The sequence below is a fragment of the Proteiniphilum acetatigenes DSM 18083 genome (assembly GCF_000380985.1).
Classification (GTDB): domain Bacteria; phylum Bacteroidota; class Bacteroidia; order Bacteroidales; family Dysgonomonadaceae; genus Proteiniphilum; species Proteiniphilum acetatigenes.
The window spans coordinates 415,495-437,083 of the sequence record NZ_KB905694.1; the positions used below are offsets into that span (position 1 = coordinate 415,495).

15 protein-coding genes and 1 tRNA gene are annotated in these 21,589 nt (G+C 47.2%); 10 read left to right on the forward strand and 6 right to left on the reverse strand.

All coding sequences use genetic code 11. The features are described from left to right. Positions 1-35 precede the first annotated feature (35 nt). Positions 36-731, forward strand: a complete 696-nt coding sequence (locus F597_RS0106135) for a DNA alkylation repair protein (RefSeq protein WP_026327180.1) — start codon at positions 36-38, stop codon at positions 729-731. Positions 732-751: 20 nt separating this feature from the next. Here the strand turns inward: F597_RS0106135 and F597_RS0106140 are convergent, their stop codons facing one another. From F597_RS0106140 to F597_RS0106165, 5 genes are all read right to left on the reverse strand, one after another. Then, positions 752-1,273, reverse strand: a complete 522-nt coding sequence (locus tag F597_RS0106140; protein WP_019538848.1) for an IbrB-like domain-containing protein — start codon at positions 1,271-1,273, stop codon at positions 752-754. Continuing rightward, complete coding sequence (locus F597_RS0106145; protein ID WP_019538849.1) at positions 1,270-2,556, reverse strand: DUF3440 domain-containing protein; 1,287 nt, start codon at positions 2,554-2,556, stop codon at positions 1,270-1,272. Before F597_RS0106145 ends, F597_RS0106140 begins: the two co-directional genes overlap by 4 nt. Further along, a complete protein-coding gene (locus F597_RS0106150; protein WP_019538850.1) occupies positions 2,537-2,947 on the reverse strand; it encodes a hypothetical protein in 411 nt (136 codons plus the stop codon). Before F597_RS0106150 ends, F597_RS0106145 begins: the two co-directional genes overlap by 20 nt. Positions 2,948-3,136: 189 nt before the next feature. Further along, positions 3,137-3,787, reverse strand: coding sequence for an HAD family hydrolase (locus tag F597_RS0106160; protein WP_026327181.1), 651 nt, complete (start codon positions 3,785-3,787; stop codon positions 3,137-3,139). Positions 3,788-3,900: 113 nt separating this feature from the next. After that, positions 3,901-4,587, reverse strand: a complete 687-nt coding sequence (locus tag F597_RS0106165) for a Crp/Fnr family transcriptional regulator (RefSeq protein WP_019538852.1) — start codon at positions 4,585-4,587, stop codon at positions 3,901-3,903. A gap of 204 nt (positions 4,588-4,791) precedes the next feature. Here F597_RS0106165 and nrfH point away from each other — a divergent pair, with 204 nt between their 5' ends. The 8 genes from nrfH (at position 4,792) to asnB (ending at position 19,869) form a co-directional block, all read left to right on the forward strand. Beyond that, on the forward strand, positions 4,792-5,388 hold the full coding sequence (gene nrfH, locus F597_RS0106170) for a cytochrome c nitrite reductase small subunit (RefSeq protein WP_019538853.1): 597 nt from the start codon (positions 4,792-4,794) through the stop codon (positions 5,386-5,388). Positions 5,389-5,519: 131 nt separating this feature from the next. Beyond that, the gene (gene nrfA / locus F597_RS0106175; protein ID WP_026327182.1) at positions 5,520-7,016 is read left to right on the forward strand and encodes an ammonia-forming cytochrome c nitrite reductase; all 1,497 of its coding nucleotides are present in this window, start codon (positions 5,520-5,522) and stop codon (positions 7,014-7,016) included. A 182-nt stretch (positions 7,017-7,198) separates the two neighbouring features. Beyond that, positions 7,199-8,473: a cytochrome c biogenesis ResB family protein gene (locus F597_RS0106180; RefSeq protein WP_019538855.1), complete on the forward strand. Its 1,275-nt coding sequence runs from the start codon at positions 7,199-7,201 to the stop codon at positions 8,471-8,473. Then, positions 8,470-9,258, forward strand: coding sequence for a cytochrome c biogenesis protein CcsA (gene ccsA / locus F597_RS0106185; RefSeq protein ID WP_019538856.1), 789 nt, complete (start codon positions 8,470-8,472; stop codon positions 9,256-9,258). Before F597_RS0106180 ends, ccsA begins: the two co-directional genes overlap by 4 nt. 383 nt (positions 9,259-9,641) lie before the next feature. Next, the gene (locus F597_RS0106200) at positions 9,642-11,837 is read left to right on the forward strand and encodes a glutamine synthetase III family protein (RefSeq protein WP_019538860.1); all 2,196 of its coding nucleotides are present in this window, start codon (positions 9,642-9,644) and stop codon (positions 11,835-11,837) included. A gap of 108 nt (positions 11,838-11,945) precedes the next feature. Beyond that, the gene (gene gltB, locus F597_RS0106205) at positions 11,946-16,478 is read left to right on the forward strand and encodes a glutamate synthase large subunit (protein ID WP_019538861.1); all 4,533 of its coding nucleotides are present in this window, start codon (positions 11,946-11,948) and stop codon (positions 16,476-16,478) included. Positions 16,479-16,678: 200 nt separating this feature from the next. After that, complete coding sequence (locus F597_RS0106210) at positions 16,679-18,151, forward strand: glutamate synthase subunit beta (protein ID WP_019538862.1); 1,473 nt, start codon at positions 16,679-16,681, stop codon at positions 18,149-18,151. 35 nt (positions 18,152-18,186) lie between these two features. After that, complete coding sequence (gene asnB / locus F597_RS0106215) at positions 18,187-19,869, forward strand: asparagine synthase B (protein WP_019538863.1); 1,683 nt, start codon at positions 18,187-18,189, stop codon at positions 19,867-19,869. A gap of 35 nt (positions 19,870-19,904) precedes the next feature. On the opposite strand, the gene F597_RS0106220 is transcribed toward asnB, so the two are convergent. After that, the gene (locus tag F597_RS0106220; protein WP_026327184.1) at positions 19,905-20,987 is read right to left on the reverse strand and encodes a mannose-1-phosphate guanylyltransferase; all 1,083 of its coding nucleotides are present in this window, start codon (positions 20,985-20,987) and stop codon (positions 19,905-19,907) included. 354 nt (positions 20,988-21,341) lie between these two features. Between F597_RS0106220 and F597_RS0106230 the strand changes: the two genes are divergently transcribed. Then, positions 21,342-21,425: transfer RNA gene (locus F597_RS0106230), tRNA-Leu, on the forward strand. Positions 21,426-21,589: the final 164 nt, after the last annotated feature.

Here is a 21,589-nt window from a genome sequence, read left to right on the forward strand (position 1 = left end):
CTATCTTTGCAGATATAAAGTTATTTACCGAACGTATGATTCGAAATGCAGAAATAAACCAACAGTTTCAGCTATTGGCGGAAACCGATTACAAGGTTTTCAATGAAAAACTGATCCCGACGAATTATGAAATACGGGGAATCCGTATGCCGGCACTGAAAAAACTGGCAAAGGAACTATCCAGAGAACCTGAGATTGAGACCTATCTGGAAAATGCGGAGTTCACCACCTACGAACATGTGCTGCTTTACGGTTTAGTATTAGGCAATTTGAACAAATTTCGGCTGGAAACCGTGTTCAGGTATATGGATCCGTTGATCCTTCGATTCGACCATTGGGCACATGTAGATACGCTCACCTCGGCCTTCAGGGTCTTCAAAAAATATCCGGAAGAAGTATTGGAACATTTCCTGCCACTGAAAAACGACGAAGGGGAATTCACCAAGCGTTTTTTCGTGATCCTGCTGATGTGTCACTATATGGATGAGAAATATATAGACAGGACATTGCAACAGCTGTCGGAAGTTCCGCAAGGACAGTATTATGTGGATATGGCTATTGCCTGGACACTCAGCGTGGGACTGGTCAAGTTTTATGATAAAACCCTGTCCTATCTCGAACAAAAGACTTTCTCCAAATTTGTGCATAACAAGGCCATCCGGAAAGCACGTGAAAGCTATCGGATAACTCCTGAAATCAAAGAGTTGTTGAATGGGATGAAGATAAAGTGAGTATTGGGATTTTGTTCAGTTCAGGTATGTTCAGGTATACTGAAATCTTTATCGGAAAATAATGCTGCCAAACCCGAGATTTGCTTGAAACGAAGTAATTCGTCTTTGTCCATCCCTATGTTTTTCATGATCCAGGCATCACTCATACCCGCTTTCTTGAGCTCCGCCACAATATTGGTCATCAGTTCAATACTATGGGTTCCCCGGGCACGGTTATGCCTGATGGTCGAAGCCATACGATTTGAGAGGTTTTTGTCTATCACTGTTACCGGCAAACATCCCTTTTCCCGCTCATAGATACGTTTTGATGTTTTCATCACCAGATACCGGTGGAACCCGTCCACCAGTTCATATTTGTCCTCTTCCGGAAGATAGTAACATACGCATGGCATGGTATAACCATCTTCCCATATCGATAATTCGAGGAGCTCCATTTCAGGCGGGGCAACAACATTGGGATTGTATGCATTCGCTTCTACCTTCTCTACCGGCACAGCCTTTACGGCATACACCGGGCTTGTATATTTCTGTTTGTCATTCATGTATTATAAATACCTTGATAAAAATCCATTACTTTATTACGGAGTGCAAGTTCTTTCTTCGTCATGGCAAATCCCATGTATTTACACAAGTGGTCGTTCCGGAGGATACATATACACATCCGCTTGAAGGTGGGTAGATACTTGAACCCTGATATATCGAGATCATCTTGGTATTCCATCCTGACCGGACGCTTGTCCGTCTTATAATTGGTATGATCCAATACCTCTATATCGATACCAACTTCCTGTAATTGTTTTATCGTCGTTTCCGGAAGACATCCGCCTCGTTTTCGCCAAAAATTAATGCTCACTGAAAGTTTATCCAAATAATTCTGCCGTATATCTTCCGGTAAGGTAGACAAAAGAAAATGCATGTAACTTTCCCATGTATGCCCTGCGGGGAGATTGATCTTTCTCTGTGCAACGGCGGTGGTATGTCCATAAATAGATGTGAAATTGATACCGTTCACACGGCATATCATTTTACCCCACATATCGGGATCGATAGCACGGTAAAGATGCAGGCTCTCCTGTGCCGCCAGAAGGAAAGGGCTGGCTACACGTTGTTTGTCCAACGGAACACCGGCCTGATAATAGAGATCATACAAACGGTTGTAGTCCCAACCGAAACGACCATTGGCTGTCCATATATCCGTCATCTGCCAGTCATGTATCACATAGGCATTATAAATATCCTTCGATAACTGTTTTGTCCACTTCAGGTTACGGAACATATGGTGTTTCCGCTTACCATAGATAGTTCTCCATCGATGGGAACTCTCCTGAGTACGTATACCGACCAAACAGCAGGTTTTCTTTGCATTCTTCTGCAAATGATACCATTGGGCAAAAAGTATATAGAATTCCGAATCCCATATGGCAGGATGATAGAACGGAAAAGCTTCTTTCTTATAACTACCTTCCGGCATATCCCTTACCCAGAAATTTTTGCAATCTTCATCCCATGGACGCCAGTAAGCCTGATGCATCGATGTACAAGTAGTCACTTTGAAAGGTACACATACACGGTATACTTCCAAAATATCGGTATTTGCTTTCAATACCCTGTCGACATACGCAATCGTTTCACTATATTGTATTTCATAGTCCATAAAGAAGACTCCGATCTTCCTCTTCAGATTGTTTTCCCTTATATATTGTATACAAAGGTTCAACATCACACCACTATCCTTCCCGCCGGAAAAAGACACATAGATATTATCGAATTCATTGAATAATATCTTTATCCGCAGCATGGCCAGTTCATACACGTTCTTCTTCATCCCAGAATACCTTCATTTTCACATACCTTTTCCAATAGAGAACAACCGCAAATCCGTTCTTTTCAAATTCGGGAATATGTCGTATCTGTACGACCGATTCAATCTCAAAATCAGATGAAAGCACCTTGATAATTTCTTTCAGTAATGCAGAGAAAACCGCACTGTTATCGTCAGCCACGTAATAGTTATTTATCTTGGCTTTACCCTCTTCCAATTTAACCGGAATAAAACCAAGGGTGATGCCATTCTCCGTAGCCACGAACCATACATAATCGGACGACGTCTTATAGGGATAGTTCAGATTGTAACCGATCACCTCCTCATCCATTACAAGGTGTGCCACCAAAGAATAAAGCTGCTTGTCTTTCCCTTTTAATTGAACAATATCCATATTAAATATTATGATTGCTGTATACAAATTTACTAAAAATCAGCAAATAGTATTTTCCACTGCAATTGTTTCGAAGATGAAAAAATATATATGCCGGGAGAAACTTAAACAAGAACAATAAAAATTACATTTTGATTGAACAGACATTATATTGACTAAGGCAAAAACAGGTAATCAACAACGGATAGTTTATAATCGTAATCCAATCAAATCCAGAGGATGGCTCAATATGGCTTCAGCCCCGGCAGAGACCAGTTCCTCTTTTGTCCTGAACCCCCAAAGCACCCCTATTCCATACATTTCCGCATTGCGAGCTGTCTGCATATCGATCCCGGTATCTCCCAGATAAACGATGTTTTCAGGGCGCACTCCGAAATGTTCGCTTATTTCCAACGCACATGCAGGATTTGGTTTTTTGAGATCTTCTGTTGTCATTCCAACTACGATATCGAAGTAACCGGGCATCAACGTCTGCACGATCTTTTTGGTGAATTTATCCGCTTTGTTCGAAAAAACAGCGAGTTTCAGTTCACGTGATTTCAGTTCATCCAGCAATGGTATGATCCCCTCGTAGGGTTTTGTCTTTTCAGTACAATAATCATTATATACTTCCAGCATCCGGTTATAACACGCTACGACTGTTTTTTCGTCTTGTACGGTCTCAGGCAGTGATACACGGGTAAGATTCAAGAGCCCCCTTCCCACAAAAGTTTTATATGCAGCCAACGAATGCACGGGAAAATGGTTCTCGGACAATACCCTGTTCATCGACTCAGCGATATCTTCGATAGAATCCACCAATGTACCGTCAAGATCAAAAATTACAGCTTCAAAATTCATTTTCATCAGTTATCAGTGAGTATAATTATTCCGTTTTGTTTTATTTTTTTGCAGCCTTCCATCCGATGATGGCCGTTTTCCGGGCAAATCCCCAAGGGTAACCGCCCAATTCTTTAAAACATTTTTTGCAGCGCTATCCTGTCTTTGATAAGGATATCCCTCCGATCCACTTCAATAATACCTTCCGCAGCCATCTCCATCATCACTTTTACCAATGCGGGACGTGAAACACTGAAAAGGCGGGCAATCTCCTCCTTGGAGGCTTTCAACCGGAATGATGGTTCACCGGCCGACTCTTTCAGCAGATAATAGGCCAGCTTTGCACGGATGGTACGCAATGAGACAAGCCTCAATTTTTCAGAAAGGGACGAGACCCTGTTGGAAATATAGGATAGAAAAGCCAGCATAAACGATTCATACTTCCTCATCAGGAAATAGACATTCTCTTTGGGAATGACTACTGCCGTGCAAGGCATTTTACATATTGCGGAGACGGGCGACCGGTTGTTGGTAGCAAACAGGAAACCCGTAGCCAACGGATTGGGTGCGCTGATATGCGCCACCTTCATGAAATCGCCCTTTTCATCAGCCATCTCCGTCACGATCTCTCCCCTGATCAGGATATAGAGCGACTCATAAAGGGTCCCTTGAGTAACGATCACATCGCCTTTCTGATAGTTTTTTACAGAAAAGCGTACGTCCCGCATAAAATCTTCACGCTGATCTTCCGGCACAGAATTGCACAACGGGCATTGAAAGATCATTCCGGTATGATGGTTATCAAAGTGTCGTCCTTCCATATTGTATAAATAGTCTAATGTAATTGAACTATTTCGTTAAGCGAGAGCAGAGGTAAAACTTGTTTTATCTATGCCGAGTATAGAAATAGTCTAATGTAATTGAATCCCGAATATAGTTTATTTTTCCCAATTGTCATAATTATTACACTTTTTTGGGAATATTATCTCTTTCTTTGTTAGTGAATATCTTTAATAAGTGCGACCATGGGCAAACTTAGAAACTTCTGGAACGAAATTCGGCCGCGCGGAGGATGGAGATATCCGGCCTTCATCATTAGTGGTGCCTTCGTGGGTCTGTTTATCTATACCTTCTTCACGTCACGGGCATACAGCTATCTTTCCGATGACCCCGCCACCTGCGTGAACTGCCATATCATGGGTCCCTACTACGCCACCTGGATGCACAGTTCTCACGGACGAAACGCTACTTGCAACGATTGCCACGTACCGCAGGACAACAAGCTGAAAGGATACTATTTCAAGGCGGTCGACGGATTACGCCATTCAGCCATTTTCACAATACGTGGTGAGGACCAGGCTATCCAGGCCATCGAGGCAAGTTCTCAGGTAATCATGGATAACTGCATCCGTTGCCACACGCAACTCAATACCGAGTTTATAAAAACAGGGCGTATGGGTTTCAAGGACACCAAGGAAATGGGTGGGAGTACCTGCTGGGACTGCCACAGGGATGTTCCCCACACACGCAGCCGATCGCTCTCATCAACACCCAATGCACGGGTACCGATGCCGAAAAGCAATGTCCCGGATTGGCTGCACAATATGATGAAGAAGGATTGACGATGTGTTGATTTATTGATGTGATGATGTGCCAATGTGAATAGTTAAAAGTGAAGAAGTCAAGAATAATGAATCTTGAATTTCTATAAAATTGGTAATTAGTAATTGATAATTGGTAATTTCATATAAGTATGAAGAGCAAAAACGATAACAAGATGAAACCGTGGGTAGGGTGGTTACTATTTTTCTCTACCCTGGGAGTGGTATTCCTGCTGGGAATGCTGGCGGCTTCCATCACACAGCGAAGAGCCGAGATAGCAAGCGTGATGAACAACAGAAAAGTGGAGATCACAGGCATTGAGTCGAGAAGTGAAATATTCGCGGTGAATTATCCGCGTCAATATGAAACCTGGGCTGAAACTGCCGATACCACTTTCCAGAGTGAGTTTAACGGAAGCAGTGCGGTGGATGTACTTGCAGAACGCCCTGAAATGGTGATCCTTTGGGCCGGTTATGCTTTTGCAAAAGACTATAGTACACCGAGAGGCCACAAGCACGCAGTCGCAGATGTACATCACACACTGCGCACCGGCGCACCCATGACACCCGACGAAGGACCGCAACCTGCTACCTGCTGGACTTGTAAAAGTCCCGATGTACCACGCCTGATGGACTCGGTAGGAATTGCCGAATTCTACAAAGAGAGTTGGGCACACTGGGGACACGAGGTGGTCAATCCTATAGGTTGTGCCGATTGCCATGATGCGGAAACCATGGATCTGAAAATCAGCCGCCCTGCACTGATAGAAGGTTTCGAGAACATGGGTATGGATATCAGGGAAGCCACCCATCAGGATATGCGCTCACTGGCTTGTGCACAATGCCATGTGGAATATTATTTCACGCCCGAAGGCAAATACCTCATCTTCCCTTGGCACAATGGCACCAGCATGGAAGGAGCAGAACAGTATTATGACAGTATAGGGTTCGCCGATTACACGCACGCGCTGAGTAAAGCCCCCATCATCAAGGCACAACATCCCGATTACGAAATCTATAAGACAGGAATACACGCCCAGCGCGGCGTATCATGTGCTGATTGCCATATGCCCTATATTTCCGAGGGCGGCATAAAATACAGCGACCACCATGTAATCAGCCCCCTTGCCAATATCAGCAATACCTGCCAGGTGTGCCACAGGGAGTCGGAAGAAGATCTCAGGAATGCCGTCTATGAAAGGCAGCGTAGCGCAAACCAGATCCGGAACTTAGTGGAGGAGGAACTCTCAAAAGCACACTTGGAAGCCCAATTCGCATGGGAGAAAGGTGCTTCTGAAACACAAATGCATAATGCCCTTCAACTGATCCGTCAGGCGCAATGGCGCTGGGATTACGCAGTTGCTTCTCACGGCGGATCATTCCACTCCCCGGTGGAATTCCAGCGTATTCTCTCCATGGGGTTGGACCGTGCACACAAAGCCCGGTTCGAAATCTCCAAAGTACTGGCTGAACTCGGCTTCACGGGTAATGTACCCCTGCCTGACATCTCCACGAAAGAGAAGGCACAAGCCTATATAGGACTCGATATGGACAAGGAAAGAGCCAACAAGCAGAAATTCCAGGAGACTATCGTTCCCCAATGGCTTGAGACGGCAAGAGCAAACAACCGCCTGGTGAGTTTGAACTGAGGCTCTTTTGCAACTAAAGCAGAGGCCTATAGATGTTTTGTGGGGACCCATATCTCGCGATGAGCATAAAAAGAGTAGTTAGCGAAGCGACTTCTACTCTTTTAGCTCATAAGTGATGAAATGGGTCACAAAATATCGTCAGCCAATTGATTTAGTTGCAATTAATACGACTTATAAATATAATGAATAAAAATACTTCCCGTAAGATTTGGGAGCACCCATGGGGGTATGCGGAAGGTTTTATCGTGGCGGCAGGTGTCCTGTTATCAGGAATACTCCTGCAATTTGCCGCCGGAAATATCGAGACCGCCCTTTTTGCTTCCCCCGTTAACACTATTGTCGGAGCCCTGTTCGTTGCAGGGCTTCTCGCTGTTCATTTCCTGTCCGGGAAAAGCCGGGTGGTCAGATGGCTGTCAAGTGTATATGCCACCATCCCGGCATTAGTCATCCTACTCATACTTGCCATGATCTTGGGGATTCTCCCCCAGTTTGCTGCCGGTACGGAAAAAGGACAATTACCTCCCCACCCTTTCACTTCTCTCGGTTGGTATCAGATGACTACTTCATGGCCGTTCGTATTGCTCTGTTTTTACAATCTGAGCATCCTCGGGCTTACCACATTAAGAAGGACAACCCGGAAACAGACCTGGCGTGAAATCGGCTTTTATCTGAACCATCTCGGGCTGTTTATCGCCCTTTTAGGTGGAATATTGGGTAGCGCCGATATGGAACGGCTTACAATGACCATCCGGGAAGGACAGGTAGAATGGCGCGGAAACCTGAAAACGGGTGAAATAAAGGAACTGCCTTTAGCCATCCAGTTGGATACCTTTATGATAGAGGAGTACGAACCGAAACTGGTCATTATCGAAAACGAAACGGGAAAGATGTTGCCCGCCTCCCGCCCCGAAAGTTACATGTTTGAAGGGATAGGTAAAACTACCCAATTGGCAGGTGTCACTCTCGAAATAACGGACTATCTGCCGCACGCAGCCATCTTCAGGGATTCCACCTTCATGAATGTGGTTCCCATGATGATGGAAGGAGCCACCACTGCCATCAAGGTAAAAGCGGACAAACCCGGCCTGGCACAACCGGTAGAGGGATGGGTCAGTAACGGCAGCTACCTCTTTCCCCACATCTTTTTACAAATCGATGAAGAAACAAGTGTAGCTATGCCGGTACAGGAGGTAAAAAAATACAGTTCGCATGTGACCGCCTTTACCGAAAGCGGAATTACAAAAGAAGCGGTGATCGAAGTCAACAAACCGTTACAGGTTGAAGACTGGATGATCTATCAGTACAGTTACGACGACACGAAAGGTAAATATTCCGACACATCCGTCTTTGAACTGGTACGTGACCCCTGGTTAAAAGTGGTCTACACAGGCATTTTTATGCTTTTGGCCGGAGCGCTCTTCCTGTTTATTGCCGGACCTAAAAAGAAAGCATCATGACCTGGGATTCATTTATATATTTTGCAGTAAGCGCCGTGGTGCTTTGGGGCAGCGGTGCGGCCCTTGCCTACGGAAGTAAGCGTAAGTTGTGGCCGGCATTGCTAACCACATTAGGCTTGATTGTATTCTCAATCTTCATCGCCGGATTGTGGATGTCGCTTGAACGTCCGCCCCTACGCACCATGGGTGAAACACGGCTCTGGTATTCCTTTTTCCTGCCCGTAGCCGGATTGCTCACCTATCTTCGGTGGAACTACAAATGGATACTCTCTTTCACCACTGTACTCTCCACGGTTTTTATCATTGTGAATATCGTAAAGCCCGATATCCATAACAAAGTACTTATGCCGGCGCTGCAAAGCCCCTGGTTCGCACCACACGTCATTATCTATATGTTCTCTTATGCCATCCTGGGTGCCGCAACACTGGTCGCCATCTACTATCTGGTCAGGGAAAAGAAGATCAAGAATAAAGCTCACCTGATGGAAATGACCGACAGTCTGGTCTACGCCGGTATCGCCTGTATTACGCTGGGCATGCTGATAGGGGCCATCTGGGCAAAAATAGCCTGGGGACATTACTGGAGCTGGGATCCGAAAGAGACCTGGGCAGCCGCCACATGGATGGGATACCTGCTTTATATCCATTACCGTTTGAAGAAAAGTTCATCGGATAAAACCTCGATGATCTTACTGATCATTGCATTTATCCTGTTGCAGGTTTGCTGGTACGGTGTCAACTACCTCCCGTCAGCACAGCAAAGTATTCACACCTATTCATCATAGAACAGGCGGTTTAAAAACCTATTACAATACCCGTTTCCGTTGTTAATCTTCGGGAAACGGGTATTTTTGTTGGAATATTTTATTTTCATTGTTCCTATAAGAGAATTTCCTTAAAAACAGCTATTTCATTTTCAAAATGGTTACTTTTGCAATGAATTTCCATCATTCAATATGAAAGTGGAATTCAAAACAGCATCATTTGTGTATTTTTGATACAGAAATATCAACAAAACAATCATAAAGTTAATTTTTATCGAAAAATATAACTTTTTTATCGTTTTTATTTGGATTGTCAAACAAATTGATTATTTTTGCAGCAGATTGTTTACTCAAATATAAAATTACGGGCGTAAAAGCCTCCATTTATCAAATTTAGTTCTATTATGTCAACATTACGTTTTAAAGCAGTAGAAGAAGCATCGAAGAGAACGCCTATAGAAGTGACGCCCCCGACACAACTTCCTTCCGAGTATTACGGTAAATATGTATTCAACCGGACACAGATGTCCAAATATCTCTCCAAAGAGACAATGAATATAGTACTGGAAGCGATCGACCGGGGCACTACGTTACACCGGGGGATTGCCGATCACGTGGCGGCCGGCATGAAAATGTGGGCCATGGAGATGGGTGCCACCCATTATACTCACTGGTTCCAGCCGCTTACCGAAGGTACTGCCGAGAAACATGACTCTTTTATTGACTATATAAACGGCCCTGACGGAGGTATCATTGAGAGATTTTCCGGCAAACTGCTGGCACAACAGGAACCCGATGCGTCAAGTTTCCCCAGCGGCGGTATCCGCAATACTTTCGAGGCAAGGGGATATACCGCATGGGATCCTTCTTCGCCCGCTTTTATTATTGACGATACATTGTGTATCCCGACCGTTTTTATCTCCTATACAGGAGAAGCACTGGACTACAAGACTCCGTTGCTGAAATCGCTTTCGGCAGTCGACAAGGCGGCAGTGGAGGTGTGTAGGCTATTCTATCCCGATGTAAAAAAGGTATACTCATACCTCGGATGGGAACAGGAGTATTTCCTGGTGGACCAGGCACTGTATGCCGCCCGGCCCGACCTCAGCCTCACCGAACGTACACTTATGGGGCATGAGAGCGCCAAAAACCAGCAGTTGGAAGACCACTACTTCGGAGCAATCCCTCCGCGTGTAGCTGCTTTCATGCGTGAGGTGGAACTGGAGGCCTATAAGTACGGCATTCCGTTAAAAACCCGCCACAATGAGGTAGCACCCAACCAGTTCGAACTGGCACCTATCTATGGTGAAACCAATCTGGCAGTCGACCAGAACCTGCTGGTCATGACGCTGATGCACAGGATTGCCGCCAAACATCATTTTAAACTGCTGTTGCACGAAAAGCCGTTCGCCGGTATAAACGGGTCGGGCAAGCACAATAACTGGTCATTAGGCACAGATACTGGTATCGGCCTTTTCACCCCCGGCAAGACCGCCAATGAGAACCTGCTGTTCGTCACTTTCTTAGTGAACACGCTGATGGCAGTATATAAACACAATGGCCTGCTGAAAGCCTCCATCATGTCCGCCAGCAATGCGCACCGACTGGGAGCCAACGAAGCACCGCCTGCCATCATCTCCATCTTCCTCGGGACAGAGATTTCAGCCGTACTCGATAAACTCGAACAGAGTTCCGAAGATGACGACATCACCGTGGACGAGCTTAAACAGATGAAATTAGGAATTGCCCACATTCCTGAAGTGCTGATCGACAATACCGACAGGAACCGTACATCACCGTTCGCCTTTACCGGCAACCGGTTCGAATACAGGGCCGTCGGATCATTAGCCAACTGCTCATCGGCGATGACTGCGCTGAACGCGGCAATGGCCGCCCAGTTGATCGACTTCAAGAAAGAGATCGATGCAAAAATGAAAAATGGGATGAAGAAAGAACAGGCTATCTTCGACACGCTCCGCCTCTATATCAAGGAGTCCAAACCCATTCGCTTCAACGGTAACAACTACAGCGAAGAGTGGAAAGAAGAGGCCAAAAAGCGCGGACTCGACTGTGAAACCAGCGTTCCCGTGATCTTTGACAGATATACCTCGAATGCATCGGTAGAAATGTTCGAAAGCATCGGCGTGCTGAATGAAAAGGAACTGCATGCCCGTAACGAGGTGAAATGGGAAACCTACACCAAGAAGATACAGATAGAAGCACGCGTGCTGGGCGACCTCAGTATGAACCACATCATCCCGGTCGCCACGGAGTACCAATCGATGTTGCTCGACAATATATATAAAATGTATGCCGTCTTCGACAAGGAAAAAGCCGACAGGCTGTCGAAGGAAGATGCTGCGCTCATTGAGGAGATCGCAGACCATATCTCGGCGATAAAAACGAATGTAGACGATATGGTGGAAGCCCGGAAAGCGGCCAATAAACTGGAGGATGCCCGCGAGAAAGCCGTAGCTTACCACGACAAGGTGGAGGTCTATTTCAATGTGATCCGCTATCATGTAGATAAACTGGAACTGATCGTGGATAATCAGATGTGGACACTGCCGAAATATAGAGAACTGTTATTCATAAGTTAAGCCTCACAACTTCAAATGTAATTTTCACATTTATTTGAATAGCAGGTAAGTGATTATCTGCTATTTTTTTGGCTCAAAACTTTGGCTCAAAATTAAAAAAGACGCAAAATGGGACAGAAAGATATATTCAAAAACCTCCGGCAATTCGAAAAAGAGTCGCTCTACTCGTTTCAGAACGAGCATGATGCCTGCGGCGTCGGCCTCGCAATGACATTGACGGGAGAGAAATCTCACGACATTGTGGAGAAAGGGCTGCAGGTGCTGGAAAATATGGTGCACCGGGGTGCCGAAAGTGCCGACAACATCACCGGTGACGGTGCGGGAATACTGGTACAGATCCCGCATGAGTTCATCCTTCTTCAGGGAATTGCAGTTCCGCCGGAAGGGCGGTACGGCACAGGACTCGTCTTCCTGCCACGGGAAGAAGAAAAGAGAGAATATTGCCTCTACGTTATTAAAGAGAAAGCCTATGAAGAAGATCTTTCACTTTTCTTTATCCGAGATGTACCGGTCAACAGCGGTTGCCTGGGAGAGATCGCCCTTGCCAACGAACCGGTGATCAAACAGCTGTTCGTTTCCGGCCATTTCACGCCCGAGGAGTTGGAAAGAAAGCTCTATATCCTGAGAAAAAGAGTGGAGAAAGTCATCTATGCCTCGGCTATAGCGGAAGAGCGAAGTTTTTATATAGTAAGCCTTTCCACCCGGCAGATGATCTATAAAGGGATGTTGTCGTCGATACAACTTCGTCAGTACTTCCCGGATCTCACCAACCCCAATTTCACGAGCCGGATCGCACTGGTACATTCCCGGTTCAGCACCAACACATTCCCCACCTGGGATCTGGCGCAACCGTTCCGAATGCTGGCGCATAACGGCGAGATCAACACCATCCGCGGCAACCGGCAATGGATGCAGAGCCGTGAGAGCGTCTTGCAGTCTGAAGTGTTCCCCGATATGGAAGAGCTCTATCCCGTAGTACAGCCCAATATGAGCGACAGCGCCTCTGTCGACAACGTGCTGGAGTTCCTTGTGATGTCCGGAAAATCGCTTCCGCACGCTATGGCAATGCTGGTTCCGGAAAGCTTTAACGAGAAGAATCCTATCCCCGACGGGGTAAAAGCGTTCTATGAATACCACAGCATGCTGATGGAGCCGTGGGACGGACCGGCCACGCTTATTTTCAGCGACGGGCGTTACGCAGGCGGAATGCTTGATCGCAACGGATTACGGCCGGCACGATATACCATTACCCACAGCGGTATCATGATCATGGCATCCGAGACAGGTACCCTCACTTTCGAGCCATCCGATATCAAACAGATGGGACGGTTGAAGCCGGGAAAGATGATGATGATCGATACGCTGACCGGTACCATCTATTCCGATGCAGAGTTAAAAGAGACATTGGCAAACGCATTTCCCTACCGTGAATGGTTGAGCAGGAACTGCCTCAAGCTGGATGATATCTCTTCGGGACGAAGCGTGAACAACAATGTCAGGAACTACGAAGCCCTGCTGAAAGCATTCGGCTATTCGGTGGAGGATCTCGACGTACTGATCAAACCCATGGCATTGGAAGGGAAGGAACCCGTTTCCTCCATGGGCAACGATGTGACGCTGGCGGCACTGTCCGATAAGCCGCAACGCCTGTTCAACTACTTCCGACAGCAGTTCGCACAGGTGACTAATCCCCCTATCGACCCGATCCGGGAAGAACTGGTGATGTCGCTGACCGGCTACCTGGGCGCTGTACACCAAAATCTCCTCAAAGATATACCCGCACTATCGAGTATCGTGAAGGTAAAAAGCCCGATCCTGACCAATACCCAGTTCGATATCCTGTTGAACCTGCGGTACAAGGGATTCTCCTCTGCCATTATCCCTATGCTGTTCGATCCGAAAAGTGGTGCAGAAGGCATGCGCAGAGCACTGGAACAGATGTGTCTCTCCGTCGAAAAGGCGATTGATGAAGGCAAAAATTATATCGTACTGAGCGACAGAGGCGTGGATACGGAACACGCACCTATCCCTTCCCTGCTCGCCACATCCGCCGTACACCATTACCTGGTGGAGAAACGCAAACGGATGCAGATCGATATTGTGGTGGAGAGCGCCGAACCACGCGAAGTAATGCATTTCGCCCTGTTATTCGGGTTTGGCGCCAATGCCATCAACCCCTATATGGTCTTTGCCATCCTTGCGGAAAAAATAAAAGCGGGCGAGATCGCGCTCGACCTGCCCACAGCAAAGAAAAACTATATCAAATCGGTCAATAAGGGATTGCTGAAAGTGCTTTCCAAAATGGGTAATTCCACCCTGCGGAGCTATCGGGGTGCGCATATCTTCGAAGCCATCGGCATCTCTTCTTCCCTTTTGGACAGCTATTTTAAAGGAACCTCATCAAAGATCGAAGGGATCGACATGGAGGATGTGGCCCAGGAAGTACTGCAACCGTTCCTCGAAGCGTTTTACAACGACGACAGCGAGCCATTCCATCTTCCAAACTTAGGGAATTATGCCTACAGGAATGACGGAGTATTTCATGCCTGGAATCCGGAAACCATCGCCCGTCTGCAGATAGCCACCCGGACGAACAATTACGCTGTGTTCAAGGAGTATACCGCGCTGGTAGACAATAAAGAGAAGCCGGCTTTTATCCGCGACCTGCTTGATTATACACGCAATCCTATCGATATTTCCGAAGTAGAACCTGCAGAGAACGTTATGAAGCGATTCTGCACCGGTGCCATGTCGTATGGCTCCATCAGTAAGGAAGCGCATGAAGCGATGGCGATAGCGATGAATATTATCGGTGGACGCAGCAATACCGGTGAAGGGGGTGAAGATCCCGAACGGTTCCACCCGCAGGCCGATGGCCTGTCACGCCGGAGCGCCATCAAACAGATCGCTTCCGGCCGGTTCGGAGTTACCACAGAATACCTCGTCAATGCCGATGAGCTGCAGATCAAGATCGCCCAGGGGGCAAAACCGGGTGAAGGGGGACAGTTACCAGGATTCAAGGTGGACGAGATTATTGCCCGGACGCGGCACTCCATTCCCGGTATCACCCTGATCTCTCCCCCGCCCCATCACGATATTTACTCTATTGAGGATCTGGCGCAACTTATCTTCGACCTCAAGAACGTGAACCCGAACGCGAAGATCAGTGTGAAGCTGGTATCGGAAAGCGGTGTCGGTACCATTGCCGCCGGCGTGGCGAAAGCCAAAGCGGATCTGATCGTGATCAGCGGTGCGGAAGGAGGCACCGGCGCGAGTCCCGCCAGTTCCATCAAACACGCGGGATTACCGTTAGAGATCGGCCTGGCGGAAACGCAACAGACATTGGTTGCGAATAATTTACGCGGAGTGGTCACATTGCAGACCGACGGACAACTGAAAACCGGACGCGATATTATAATGGCTGCACTGCTCGGTGCCGAAGAGTTCGGTTTTGCCACCAGCGCGCTGATCGTACTGGGATGCGTAATGATGCGCAAATGCCATCTCAATACCTGTCCGGTGGGTGTTGCCACCCAAAACGAAGAACTGCGGCGACGATTCGTGGGACGACATGAGTACCTCGTCAACTTCTTCCGCTTCCTGGCAGAGGATACCCGGGAACAACTGGCAGAAATGGGATTCAGGTCACTCGATGAAGTGATCGGCCGGTCCGACCTGCTCCAACGCAAAAATTTTCCGGAACTACCCAAGACTGAAAAGATCGACCTGGCAAGGATCATCTACTTCCCGAAAGAAGCTGACCTTCTCCCTATCAGAAGAACGACTATCCAGCATCACAAGATCGATGATGTATTGGATCGCATGCTGATCTCCGAAGCGCTTCCGGCTATTGAGCGACAACAGTCCGTCGGCATCAAGGCGGCCATAAAAAATACCGACAGGGCGGTGGGCGCCATGCTGTCGGGCACCATTGCAGCGCGCTACGGACAAAAAGGGTTGCCGGAACACACTATTTCAGCCTATTTTGAAGGATCAGCCGGCCAGAGCTTCGGCGCATTCCTGGCAGGCGGGGTTACTTTCTACCTTCATGGCGACTGTAACGATTACCTGGGTAAAGGTTTATCCGGGGGACGTATTATCGTAGCACCGGCCAAAGGCAGCAACTTCAAATCGGAGGAGAACATCATCTGTGGTAACACATCACTCTACGGAGCTACTTCAGGTGAAGTATTTATCAGCGGTATAGCCGGTGAGCGTTTTTGCGTAAGGAACTCAGGGGCCACCGCCGTGGTGGAGGGAGCCGGTGACCATTGCTGCGAATATATGACCGGCGGATGTACGGTCGTGCTCGGCAGCACCGGGAGGAATTTCGCGGCCGGCATGAGCGGCGGTATTGCCTATGTCCTGGACGAAAAAGGTGATTTCGACTTTTACTGCAATATGGAAATGGTGGAGTTGACGCTGCTGGAAGAGATGTCCGACATCAGGGAATTGAAAAACCTGATCTCCAAACACGCTCAATATACCAATAGCGAGATAGCCAGACGAATCCTCGATAATTGGGAATTTTACGTGACTAAATTTATCAAAGTAGTACCTATTGAATATAAGAAAGTGCTACAGGAAAAGAAGATGGCGGCATTGAACGAAAAGATCGCCGTGGTCGAAAGAGACTATTAACAGGATATTCGACAAAATGTATGCAATTAAACCGGAGACCTTTAGATGTTGTGCGGGGCACCCATAACTCGCATGGAGCGTTAAAAGAGGAGCTGTTTGAAGCGAAGCGAGTTCTACTCTTTTAGCTCATGTGAGTTAAAATGGGTCACACAACATCGGTAGTCGGATGATTTAATTGCATTATCAAACAAAAAAAGAACATGGGAAATCCAAAAGCATTTATGACGATACCCAGGAAAGATGCCGGTTATCGTCCCGTAAGCGACAGAATATATGACTACAGCGAGGTAGAACAGACCCTCAACAGGGAAGACCGTAAGTTGCAGGCAGCACGCTGTATGGACTGCGGTATCCCGTTCTGCCACTGGTCTTGTCCTCTTGGCAACAAAATGCCCGAATGGCAGGATCACATCTACAAAGGCGAGTGGAAAAAGGGTGTCGAAGTATTAATGGAAACCAATAATTTCCCCGAATTTACCGGGCGGGTTTGTCCCGCACCCTGCGAAAAATCATGCGTACTGGCGCTGCACGAGGCGCCGGTCACCATCCGTGAGAATGAAGCTTCTGTCACCGAAGTAGCGTTCAGGGAAGGGATGATCAAAGCCCATCCGCCGAAGCGGAGGACTGGTAAGAAAGTAGCTGTTATCGGCTCCGGTCCGGCTGGGCTGGCTGCCGCCCAGCAACTAAACCGAAAAGGACATTCTGTCACCGTCTTCGAGAAAGATCACAGCCCGGGCGGACTGCTCAGATATGGCATCCCTAACTTCAAACTGGCCAAACAGGTGATCGACCGCCGACTGGCGCTGCTGATGGAAGAAGGTATTGAATTCAGAACCGATACGGAGGTAGGGAAAGATATCTCCGGGGCAGAGATCATGGAGGAGTACGATGCCATTTGTCTGGCTGTAGGCGCCGGAAAACCGAGGGATATCACACCGGAGGGGCGTGATCTGAAAGGGATCCATTTCGCCATGGATTTCCTTTCACAACAGATCCGTATCCTGCAGAAAGAAGAGCCCGATACTGCCGAACAAATATCGGCAAAAGGGAAGCATGTGCTGGTGATCGGTGGGGGCGATACCGGCTCCGACTGCGTGGGCACATCGATACGGCAGGGCGCTTTAAGCGTGACGCAGATCGAGATCATGCCCAAACCACCCGCGGGACATAATCCAGCGACTCCGTGGCCAAGTCCCTATCCACAGGTATTAAAGACCTCGTCATCGCATGAGGAGGGTTGTGAGCGGCGTTGGCAATTGAACACATTGAAGTTCAGCGGGGAAAACGGACAAGTAAAAGAGGCATTGGTAGAAGAGGTGAGTTGGGAAAAAGACGGGAACGGCCGTTTCAGTATGGTTCCCACTGGAAAACAAGAGGTCTTGAAAGCCGATCTGGTATTGCTGGCACTCGGTTTTGTCCACCCGGTACAGGAAGGCTTACTGAATGAATTAGGCGTCAATTACGATGTCCGGGGAAATGTGGCAGTCGACAAGCAACACCTTAGCTCTGTTGATAAAGTTTTCGCCACCGGCGATGCCGTGATGGGCGCCAGCCTTGTAGTGAAAGCCATCGCATTGGGCAGAAAAACGGCGGAGAATATTCATAAAATGCTTATGCCGCAAGAGAACAGTCTGTTTTCCATATCACCGGCAGCCTCCCTTTTATCGCGATAATATCCATTATTCAATCACCAAAAACAAGAAATAACATGTGTGGAATAGTTTGCACATTTAATATAAAAAAATCCGAAGAAGAGTTACGTCCGCAATTACTGAAAATGTCACGGAAATTACGCCACCGCGGGCCCGACTGGTCGGGTATCTTCTCCTCCGACAAAGCGGTCATGGCGCACGAACGCCTCTCGATCATCGATCCCGCATCGGGCAATCAGCCTCTTTACAGCAAGGACGGTAAATTAGTGCTGGCTGTAAACGGTGAGATATACAACCACCGTGAGATCCGGAAGCAATATGAGGGCAAGTATGATTTCCTTACCCAATCCGATTGTGAAGTGATCCTTGCGCTGTACCGGGACAAGGGAACCGGTTTTCTGGATGACCTGAACGGCATCTTTGCCTTTGCCTTGTACGACATCGAAAAGGATGCTTTCCTTATTGGAAGGGATCACATCGGTATCATCCCTCTTTATCAGGGATGGGATCAGGAGGGAGCCTACTATGTGGCATCGGAACTAAAAGCACTGGAAGGGTACTGCAATAGTATTGAAGAATTTCCTCCCGGACATTACTTTTATAGTAGTGATAACCAGCTCCGGCAATGGTACTCCCGTGAGTGGACGGAATATGATAATGTGAAAGAGAATGTTTCCGATGTACAACTTCTTAAACAGGCGTTGGAAGATGCAGTACAACGCCAGATGATGAGCGATGTGCCTTACGGGGTATTGCTTTCAGGCGGACTGGACTCCTCCATCATTTCCGCCATCGCCAAAAAATTTGCCGCTAAACGGGTGGAAACTGACAATAGCGAGGATGCCTGGTGGCCGCAACTACACTCTTTTGCCATCGGACTGGAAGGATCACCCGATCTGGCAGCTGCGAGAAAGGTGGCAAATCATATCGGGTCGGTACACCACGAAATCCATTACACTATTCAGGAGGGGATTGATGCTATTCGCGATGTGATCTACCATATCGAGACCTATGACGTGACGACAGTCCGCGCGAGTACACCGATGTACCTCATTGCCCGCTTTATTAAATCAATGGGAGTAAAGATGGTGCTTTCCGGCGAGGGTGCGGATGAGATCTTCGGAGGATATCTTTATTTCCACAAAGCCCCCAATGCTGAAGAATTCCATAAGGAGACTGTCCGGAAATTGAGTAAACTGCACCAGTACGACTGCCTGCGGGCCAATAAATCGCTGGCATCGTGGGGAGTGGAAGGGCGTGTACCCTTCCTCGACAAGGAATTTATAGATATAGCCATGCGCCTCAATCCGAAAGACAAAATGGCAGGGAACGGTAAGATTGAAAAACATATCCTTCGTCAGGCATTTCAGGATTATCTGCCCGAAGAAGTGGCCTGGCGGCAGAAAGAGCAGTTCTCCGATGGTGTTGGATATGGCTGGATCGATACTTTAAAAGAGATAGCAGCACATGAGGTAACGGACGAACAGATGGCCAATGTACATCATCGCTTTCCCATCAATCCGCCATTGACAAAAGAAGAATATATGTACCGCTGCATCTACTCCGAACTGTTCCCGTCGGATAGTGCTGCCCGGTGCGTACCGTCGGTCCCCTCGGTAGCATGCAGCACACCGGTTGCTCTGGAATGGGACGAACAATTCAGGAAAAATGCCGACCCCTCAGGAAGAGCGGTCGGCAAGATACATGAGCACGGGTATCAGCAGGTGCAGGTGCACTGATCCTTACTAAATACCCGGTTTATACTCCCGGCGGGTTAAACGTATTCGTCTCCGTAGCGGAATTTCACATCCGTCACGAAGTGTTTGATCCGCTGTTCCTCGCTTTTCTTACAAATCATCAGGACGTTGTCCGACTCAGCCACGACATATCCGTCAAGCCCCTGTAAGACGACCAGTTTGTCTTCACTCATCGCGACGACATTATCGGTGCTCTCTACAAACAACGTTTTACAGTGCAGGCTGGCATTATCTTCCCCATCCTTATCCGAGATCTCATGCAGGGCGCCCCAGGTTCCCAGGTCGCTCCACCCGAAGTTGGAGATGTTCACATATACGTTATCCGCTTTCTCCAGAATACCATAATCGATGGATATATTAGGACAGAACGGGAAACTGGCATCGACAAACTTTTTCTCGTCGGGCGTGTTAAACACCTCTTTTCCCTCGCTGAACTTCTGGTTGATATCCGGAAGGTATTTTTTAAAAGCATCCAGAATAGTGTTTACATTCCACAGGAAAATACCCGAGTTCCATACAAATTCACCGCTGTCAACAAATTTCTTAGCCAGTTCCAAATTAGGTTTTTCGGTAAACGCCTTCACCTTATGTATTCCACCCGTCTCCTCCTCATTCACCTGAATGTAGCCATAGCCTGTTTCGGGACGACTGGGTTTAATTCCGAGCGTAAGTAAGACCGGATTGGTGTTTACAAAATCCAGCCCCTTTTGAATATCGGCCACGAACTCGTCAGTATTCACGATCAGGTGATCCGACGGAGCGACGACTATATTCGCGTTGGGATCGATCGCATTTATCCTGAAAGAAGCGTAAGCAATGGCAGGAGCGGTATTTCGTCTGATCGGCTCCAGCAAAAGCTGGTTATCTTTCAGTTCGGGTAACTGCTTTTTCGTCATTTCAGCGTATGCATCGTTCGTCACAATGTATATGTTCTCTGCCGGAACTATTTGTTTGAACCGGTCAAAAGTGCTTTGCAGCAACGACCGTCCTGTTCCGAAGAAATCAAGAAACTGTTTGGGTTTTCCCTCTTTACTGAAGGGCCAGAAGCGGCTTCCCACACCGCCGCTCATGATTACACAATAATTATGATTGTTTCTCATTCCTAAGATTATATATGTTTTTAAAAATGAAATTCACGTTTATCTACTTTTTTCTTTGTACGGGTTCCTATTTAGTTAAATAACATCCTTCCGCAACAATTTGTTTATGGTCTCCTCAAATTTGCCTTTAAAGATACAAAACAAAAAGGAAACAGCATCGGGAAGCAGCCGGAAACATAACATAAAAATGATAAGAAGTGATCCAAAAAACAGATCCGAAAGATATCAGAACATAAAACAGGCGATCAAAACTTCAATTAAAAACACGAATTGATCGAATATCTGTAAAAAAGAGTACCAACCTGTTTCAAAATATCAAAAATATGCGTACTTTTGCATTCACTTTTTGGTAATGCCCAGATGGCGGAATTGGTAGACGCGCTGGTCTCAAACACCAGTGGATTCACTTCCATGCCGGTTCGATCCCGGCTCTGGGTACGATTTTAAAACGCTAAATATTTAATAATAAAATATTTAGCGTTTTTGTTTTGCTCTCCGTGTCCGCAATTTGTCCGCATTTTTTGGGAAGTTTAAAAATTTATTCTCATTTAGCAATATTTCATATTGATTCAATGCGGGAAATTTAGCGGAAGATTTTGGCG